5 protein-coding genes and 1 pseudogene are annotated in these 7,601 nt (G+C 66.7%); 3 read left to right on the top strand and 3 right to left on the bottom strand.

Annotation, left to right across the window (positions count from 1 at the left end; translation table 11 throughout):
* Positions 1–342: 342 nt before the first annotated feature.
* From VF536_RS20740 to argA, 3 genes are all read right to left on the bottom strand, one after another.
* Positions 343–645 carry an H-NS family nucleoid-associated regulatory protein gene (locus VF536_RS20740; protein ID WP_067275254.1) on the bottom strand — a complete coding sequence of 101 codons (303 nt, stop codon included), beginning with the start codon at positions 643–645 and terminating at the stop codon, positions 343–345.
* 224 nt (positions 646–869) lie between these two features.
* Positions 870–1,142: an oxidative damage protection protein gene (locus VF536_RS20735; protein ID WP_088403658.1), complete on the bottom strand. Its 273-nt coding sequence runs from the start codon at positions 1,140–1,142 to the stop codon at positions 870–872.
* Positions 1,143–1,255: 113 nt separating this feature from the next.
* The gene (gene argA / locus VF536_RS20730) at positions 1,256–2,596 is read right to left on the bottom strand and encodes an amino-acid N-acetyltransferase (RefSeq protein ID WP_067275247.1); all 1,341 of its coding nucleotides are present in this window, start codon (positions 2,594–2,596) and stop codon (positions 1,256–1,258) included.
* Positions 2,597–2,707: 111 nt separating this feature from the next.
* Between argA and VF536_RS20725 the strand changes: the two genes are divergently transcribed.
* The 3 genes and pseudogenes from VF536_RS20725 to VF536_RS20715 form a co-directional block, all read left to right on the top strand.
* Positions 2,708–3,121, top strand: a complete 414-nt coding sequence (locus tag VF536_RS20725; RefSeq protein ID WP_331616765.1) for a VOC family protein — start codon at positions 2,708–2,710, stop codon at positions 3,119–3,121.
* 53 nt (positions 3,122–3,174) lie between these two features.
* The gene (gene hrpA / locus VF536_RS20720; protein ID WP_331616764.1) at positions 3,175–7,218 is read left to right on the top strand and encodes an ATP-dependent RNA helicase HrpA; all 4,044 of its coding nucleotides are present in this window, start codon (positions 3,175–3,177) and stop codon (positions 7,216–7,218) included.
* A 141-nt stretch (positions 7,219–7,359) separates the two neighbouring features.
* A pseudogene (locus tag VF536_RS20715) lies at positions 7,360–7,601 on the top strand (protein kinase); the annotation flags it as partial.

The following is a 7,601-nucleotide window of genomic DNA, read 5'->3' as shown; positions in this document are numbered from 1 at the left end:
CGTGGCGGCGACCAGCAACACGGCTGGCGCGACCGCGGGCAGGCGGCGCGACGCGGCGGGCGGAGCCCAACCGGCGGGGGCGGACAACTCGGACTTCAAGGTGGGGGCGGCGTAGGAAGGAAAGAGCGGATCCGCGCGTGGCGCGGAGGGGACCGGCGGGCATGCTAGCCGCACGCTGTTGCCGGCCGGTCAGCGCTATCCCTGCCGGGCCGGGCGCTCCCCCCGGAATGGGGGTGCCTCGCAGGAGGTAGTGCAAAAAGGGTGGGGCCGAAAAATGCAGAAAGCCACCCGAAGGTGGCTTTCATTGGTGTCGGAAGGCGCCTGGCCTTCAGACCGCTGGCATCAGATCACGAAATCTTCCAGCTTGGCGCCGCCGGAAATGGCCGCCTTCAGCCATTTCGGTTGCAGGCCGCGGCCGCTCCAGGTTTCACCGGTGGCCTGGTTGCGATACTTTGCAGCCACCTTGGACGACTTCGGCGTGCCGGTCTTGGCGGCGCGTGCGGTCAGGTCGGCGACCGTCAGGCCGTATTCCTGCATCAGCGATTTGACTTTGCCGATCGCGTCGGACCGTTCACGGTCCTGGGTTTCGGCGATTTGCGCTTCGAGGGCGGCCCGCTGGGCCAGGAGGTCTTTGAGCGATGCCATTTATGCAATTCCTCGCGTAGTTCAACGGCTCCCTCGAAAGGGAATGCCGCATTATAGGCAGGGAATCGAGTATCACCGCAAGGGGGTAAATCCCCCGGTCGGCGCTGAAACGGCATCGGGGCGGCATTTCCTGGAGATTTTGCCGCTTCAACTGTCAGAAATCGTGTCCCGGCTGACACGAATTGACGCGGGGCACCGCCGCGCCGCGCACCACGACAGTGAAATCACTCCGTCGGCGGGACATATCCGGCGGGCTGTTCCGCGCCGCCGCCGAAGAAGAACTGTTCCATCTGCCGCGCGAGGTATTGGCGCGCGCGCTGGTCGGCCAGATTCAGGCGGTTTTCATTGACCAGCATGGTCTGGTGCTTCATCCACGCCGCCCAGGCTTCCTTGGAGACGTTCTCATAGATGCGCTTGCCGAGTTCGCCCGGATAGATGGGAAAGTCCATCCCCTCGGCTTCCTTCTTCAGATAAACGCATTGGACGGTGCGGGCCATATCAAACCTCGATGTTCAAGAAATGTTGGGGGAGTACGGCAGCCGGCCGACGTCGGCCGCTGCCTGGGAGGGCGATCCCGGCTCGATGGAAAGCGGGGATCGGTGATCTGGGGTCAGGTGAGTTTCTTGACGAGGACCTGCGAACGCCGGTCCCAGTTGTATTTGCGCTTGCGTTCCTCGGGCAGCCAGTTCGGATCGACCGGCTGGAAGCCGCGCTTGATGAACCAGTGCATGGTGCGCGTGGTCAGCACGAACACGCTGGTCAGGCCCATGGCCTTGGCGCGCTGCTCGATGCGCTTGAGGATGCGTTCGCCGTCGCCCTGGCCCTGCACGGCGCTGGACACGGTGAGTGCGGCCATTTCGGCCGTGCGCGCTTCCTGATAGGGATGCAGCGCGGCGCAGCCGAATATCACGCCGTCGTGTTCGATGACGGTATAGGACTCGATGTCGCGTTCGATTTCGCTGCGCTCGCGTTTGACCAGCGTGCCGTCGCGCTCGAACGGTTCGATCAGCGCAATCAGGCTGCCGATATCGTCGTGGGTCGCCTCGCGCAGGCTTTCGAGTTTTTCATCGACCACCATGGTGCCGATGCCGTCGTGGGTATAGACCTCCTGCAGGATCGCGCCGTCGACGGCGAAGGGCAGGATGTGCGAGCGCTCGACGCCCGATTCGCAGGCCGTCACGCAGTACTTCAGATAGAAACCGACGTCGGTCGGCTGCGTCGGCGGCGGGAGTTTGGCGATCAGGCGTTTCGCGTCGGCCAGCGCCAGTTCCGTGTCGATCGCGCTTTCCGGGTCCTCGGGGTTTTCGCGAACACCCTCGACTTCGGTCATGAACAGCAGCTTGTCGGCCTGCAGCGCGATCGCGGTTTCCGTCGCGACGTCTTCCATCATCAGATTGAAGGCGTCGCCGGTGGGCGAGAAACCGAAGGGCGACATCAGCACGATGGCGCCGATATCGATGGCGCGCTGGATCGCGGCGGCGTCCACGCGGCGCACGATGCCGGAGTGCTTGAAATCGACACCGTCGACGATGCCGACCGGCCGCGCCGTCAGGAAATTGCCCGACACCACGCGCACGGTGGAATTGGCCATCGGCGTGTTGGGCAGGCCTTGCGAAAACGCGGCCTCGATTTCGAAACGCAATTGGCCGGCGGCTTCCTGCGCGCTGTCCAGCGCGATGCCGTCGGTGATGCGCATGCCGTGGCTGTATTGCGGCTGGTGGCCCTTGAGCGCGAGCTGCTCGTTGACCTGCGGGCGGAAACCGTGGACCAGCACGATCTTGATGCCCATCGCATGCATGATGGCCAGATCCTGGACGAAGCTGTTGAGCTTGCCGGCGGCGATCATTTCCCCGGTCATGCCGACGACGAAGGTTTCTCCGCGATACGCATGGATATAAGGGGCCACCGCGCGAAACCACGGCACGAAGGTATGGGGGAAGACCAGGCTCATGGGCGCGGATTGTGCAACAGCCTGTCCCCGCAACGCGGCGGCAAGGTCACTTGCCGGACGCTGTGCGGCGGCGGAGCATGGCGCCTCCGCAACACCCCCCAGGAGCGAGACATGGAAGTCTTCAAGACGCATGGTGCCTTCAGCTGGTCGGAACTGATGACGACCGACCCAAAGAAGGCGACCGAGTTCTACGGCAAGCTGTTCGGCTGGCAGGTCGAGGTCATGCCGATGCCGGGCGGTCCGGCCGACGCGCCGCCCTATCACGTGATCAAGACCCGCGGGGCGGACGACGCCATCGGCGGCATGATGGCCTGCCCGCAGCAGGGCATGCCGCCCGCCTGGGGAATCTACGTCACGGTGGACAACGTCGACGAGACCGTGGCCCAGGCCAAGGCGATGGGCGGCAAGGTCCTGATGGAGATCATGGAAGTGCCCACCGTCGGGCGGATGGCGACCCTCCAGGACCCCCAGGGGGCGGTGATCAACGTCATCACCTACGCCGAGATGCCGGACGAGAAAAAGTGAGCCTGACCTGACGTCCGGCCCGTGATCGCGGGGCGCGAGATCATCCGCGCCCCGTGAGTCAAGACACCAAAGCCCCCGCCCCCCGTCCCCCGCGCGAGCCGCGCCCTGCCGGACAGCCGGGTTCCCCGCGTCCGCCGCGCCCGCCACGTCCGCCGCGCGAGGCCGGACCTCGCCGCCCCCCGGCGCCTGCGACCCCGATCCCGCCGATCGAGTTCCCCGAATCGCTGCCGGTCTCCGGCCGTCGCGAGGAGATCATGCGGGCGATGGCCGAGCACCAGGTGGTGATCGTCTGCGGCGAGACCGGCTCCGGCAAGACGACGCAGCTGCCCAAGATCGCCTTGGCGATGGGCCGCGGTCGCGGCAATGGCGGCGGCCTGATCGGCCACACGCAGCCGCGTCGGATCGCCGCGTCCAGCGTCGCCAAGCGCATCGCCGAGGAGCTCAAGTCGCCGCTGGGCGACGTCGTCGGCTACAAGGTCCGCTTCCAGGATCGACTGCAGCCGGGCGCCTCGGTCAAGCTCATGACGGACGGCATCCTGCTGGCCGAGACCCAGACCGATCCGCTGCTCAGCGCCTACGACACGCTGATCATCGACGAGGCGCACGAACGCAGCCTCAACATCGATTTCCTGCTCGGCTACCTGCGCGAGATCCTGCCGCGCCGTCCGGATCTGAAGGTCGTCGTGACCTCGGCCACCATCGACGCGGACCGCTTCGCGCAGCACTTCGCCTCGGTGAAGGGACCCGCGCCGGTTCTGATGGTGTCGGGGCGCCTGTTCCCGGTCGAACAGCTCTACCGCCCCTTCGAGGAATCGCGCGAGTACGACGTCAACGACGCCATCTGCGACGCCGTCGACGAACTCTGGCGTCACGGTCGCGGCGACGTGCTGGTTTTCCTCCCCGGCGAGCGCGAGATCCGCGAAGCCGCCGAGGCGCTGCGCAAGCACCACCCGCCCGGCGTCGAGGTGCTGCCGCTGTTCGCGCGCCTGTCCGAGCAGGAGCAGAACCGCGTCTTCCAGCCGCACGGCCAGCCCCGCATCGTGCTGGCGACCAACGTCGCCGAGACCTCGCTGACGGTACCGGGCATCCGCTACGTGATCGACCCCGGCCTGGCGCGCGTGAAGCGCTACAGCTACCGCAACAAGGTCGAGCAGCTGCAGATCGAGAACATCAGCCAGGCGGCGGCCAACCAGCGCGCCGGCCGCTGCGGCCGCGTCAGCAACGGCACCTGCATCCGGCTCTACGACGAGAAGGACTACCTCTCGCGGCCACGCTTCACCGATCCCGAGATCCTGCGCAGCTCGCTCGCGGGCGTGATCCTGCGGATGAAGTCGCTGCACCTGGGGCAGGTCGAGGACTTCCCCTTCATCGAACCGCCGCCGCGCAAGGCCGTGGCCGACGGCTACCAGCTGCTCAACGAACTGGGCGCCGTCGACGAGCGCAACGAGCTCACGCCGATGGGCCACGAGCTCTCCAAGCTGCCGCTGGACCCGCGCGTCGGCCGCATGATCCTGGAGGCGCGCCAGCGCGACGCGCTCAGCGAGGTGCTGGTCATCGCCAGCGCGCTGTCCGGCCAGGACGTGCGCGACCGGCCGATGGAGCAGCAACAGCAGGCCGACGAGAAGCACAAGAAGTTCGACGACGAGAAGTCGGAGTTCATGGGCTACCTGAAGCTGTGGAAGTGGCTGGGTGAATCGAAGGGCGGGGAGGGCGAACACAAACTCTCCAACCGCAAGCAGGAACAGCTGTTGCGCGACAACTTCGTCAACCCGCGCCGCGTGCGCGAGTGGCGCGACATCTATTCGCAGCTGCACACGGTGATCGCCGAACACGGCTGGCGCCTGAACGGCGCGCCGGCGACCTACGAGCAGGTCCACCTGTCGATGCTGGCCGGTCTGCTGGGCAACATCGGCGTGAAGGCCGATGACGACGACTGGTACCTGGGCGCGCGCGGCATCAAGTTCTGGCGCCATCCCGGCGCGCACCTGAGCAAGAAGCCGGGTCGCTGGATCGTCGCGGCGGAGCTGGTCGACACGACGCGGCTGTTCGGCCGCGGCATCGCGGCGATCGAGCCGCAGTGGCTGCCCGGCATCGCCGGCCACCTGATCAAGACCCAGCTGCTGGAGCCGCACTGGGAGAAGAAGGCCGCCGAGGTCGTCGCGCTGGAGCGCGCGACGCTCTACGGCATCGTGCTCTACAACAACAAGCGGGTGAACTTCGGCCGCGTCGACGCCGCCGCCGCGCGCGAGATCTTCATCCGCGAGGCGCTGGTCAACGGCGACTGGGAGACGCGGCTGCCGTTCCTGGCGCACAACCAGAAGCAGATCGCCAAGGTCGAGGAGCTCGAACACAAGTCGCGCCGGCAGGACGTGCTGGTCGACGACGAGCTGATCTACGCCTTCTACGACCAGCAGCTGCCGGCGGACGTGTATTCCGGCGTGACCCTGGAGAAATGGTTCCGGGAAGCGAGCAAAGCCAACCCGAAGCTGCTGCAGCTGAGCCGCGACGAACTGATGCGGCACGAGGCCGCCGGCGTCACCAGCAACGCCTTCCCGAAGACCATCCGCCTGGGCGGCGTCGACTGCACGGCCACCTACCTGCATCAGCCCGGCGACGCGCGCGACGGCCTGACGGTGACGGTGCCGATCTACGCGCTCAACCAGGTCAACGACGAACGCGTCGACTGGCTGGTGCCGGGGATGCTGGAGGCCAAGGTCATGGCGCTGCTCAAGAGCCTGCACCAGAAGCCGCGCAACCGGCTGACGCCGCTGCCCGAGTTCATCGCCGAGTTCGTCGAGCTGAACCCGTTCGCGCAGGGCGGCCTGGTCGACGTGCTGCTCAAGGCGGTGAAGGAACGCTCGCAGGTCGCGGTGCAGCGCAACGACTTCAAGCTCGAACAGTTGCCCGCACACCTGTTCATGAACATCCGCGTCGTCGACGAGCACGGCCGCCAACTGGGCCAGGGCCGCAACCTCGCGACCCTCAAGGCGGAACTCGGCACGCAGGCGCGCTCCGCGTTCCAGGCGCTGGCGGCGTTGAAGCTGCAAGGTTCGGACGACTCTCAGAAGCAGCAAGGCTCGCTCGACTCTCTCGCAGGGCAACACTCTGACGACTCCCTCTCCCGCTCGCGGGAGAGGGCAGGGGTGAGGGCTGCGGTCGACGAAGGACGGCCGACGTCAAGCGGCGACAAGTCTCGCGGCATCAAGGCGACGGTGACGCCGCCTTCCAAACCCGCGAGCGAGGCCGCCAAGGCCTACACCGCCTGGACCTTCGGCGAGCTCCCCGAGCTGATGGAGATCAAGCGCGGCCCGCAGACCCTGATCGGTTTCCCGGCGCTGATCGACAAGGGCCAGCACGTCGAGATCGAGGTCTTCGACGAACCCGAGCTCGCCGCCGCCAAGCACCGCGCCGGCCTGCGCCGCCTGATCGCACTGCAGCTCAAGGAGCCGCTGAAGTACCTCGAGAAGAACATCCCCGACCTGACGCAGATGTCGGTGTCCTACATGAGCCTGGGCACGGCCGAGGAGCTGCGCGACCAGATCGTCGCCGTCGCACTGGAGCGCGCCTTCCTCGCCGATCCCTTGCCGGTGGACGAGTTCACCTTCAAGGCCCGGCTCGAAGAAGGCCGCGCGCGCCTCAACCTCATCGCCCAGGAAGTCGCGCGCCTCGCCTTCAACGTCCTCCTCGAATACCAGGGCGCGCTGCGCAAGCTCAAGGACGCCCGCACGGCCCCCAAGGACGTGATCGAGGACCTGCAGGCGCAGTTGCAGCGCCTGATGCCCAAGCGCTTCGTCCTGCAGACCCCCTGGAGCCAGCTCCAGCACTACCCCCGCTACCTCAAGGCGATCACCCTGCGCCTGGACAAGCTGCGCGCCGACGCGCCGCGCGACGCGAAGCTGCTCTCGGAGCTCCGCCCGCTGGAACAGCGCTGGTCGCGCCGGGTGGCCGACCTCAAGGGCACGACCGACGCGCGGGTGGAGGACTTCCGCTGGCAGCTGGAGGAATTGCGGGTCAGCCTGTTCGCCCAGGAACTGAGGACACCCCAGCCGGTCAGCGTCAAGCGCCTGGAAAAGGTGTGGGCGCAGTTACAGAACTGAGCGGAGAATCCCCCTCAGTTCTTCAGGCGAGGACCTCGGGGTTCCGGTCCAATCGACATTACAAAAGGTCCGTGACCCCGCACCGGCGGGAGTCGCACATCGCTCGTGTCTGACAACACCACAACATCCACCGCCGCCCCGATGAAGCGTTTCGGCCGCTTCGAGCTGCGCGCGCTGCTGCACAAGAGTCTGCGCTCGATGCTGTGGGTCGTCTTCGACCCGCAGAGCGGCCAGGAGATGTTCCTGATGATGCCGCGCGAGAAGCCCAACAGCGAGGCGGCGATGCTGCACTGGCTGAAGACGGTCGACGGCGCCTCGCGCATCCAGCATCCCAACCTGGCGCACGTGATCGAGACCGGCCGTGTCGATCCCTGGCCCTACGT

It is taken from the genome of Roseateles sp. (genome assembly GCF_036486225.1).
Classification (GTDB): Bacteria; Pseudomonadota; Gammaproteobacteria; order Burkholderiales; family Burkholderiaceae_C; genus Roseateles.
The sequence above is the reverse complement of the archived record's forward strand: the minus strand, read 5'-3'. Positions and strand labels throughout refer to the sequence as shown.

What these genes read in the sequence shown, in the direction of transcription:
- VF536_RS20740 (WP_067275254.1), bottom strand. Translation starts at nt 645, where the DNA reads ATGGCATCGCTCAAAGACCTCCTGGCCCAGCGGGCCGCCCTCGAAGCG.
- VF536_RS20735 (WP_088403658.1), bottom strand. Translation starts at nt 1,142, where the DNA reads ATGGCCCGCACCGTCCAATGCGTTTATCTGAAGAAGGAAGCCGAGGGG.
- argA (WP_067275247.1), bottom strand. Translation starts at nt 2,596, where the DNA reads ATGAGCCTGGTCTTCCCCCATACCTTCGTGCCGTGGTTTCGCGCGGTG.
- VF536_RS20725 (WP_331616765.1), top strand. Translation starts at nt 2,708, where the DNA reads ATGGAAGTCTTCAAGACGCATGGTGCCTTCAGCTGGTCGGAACTGATG.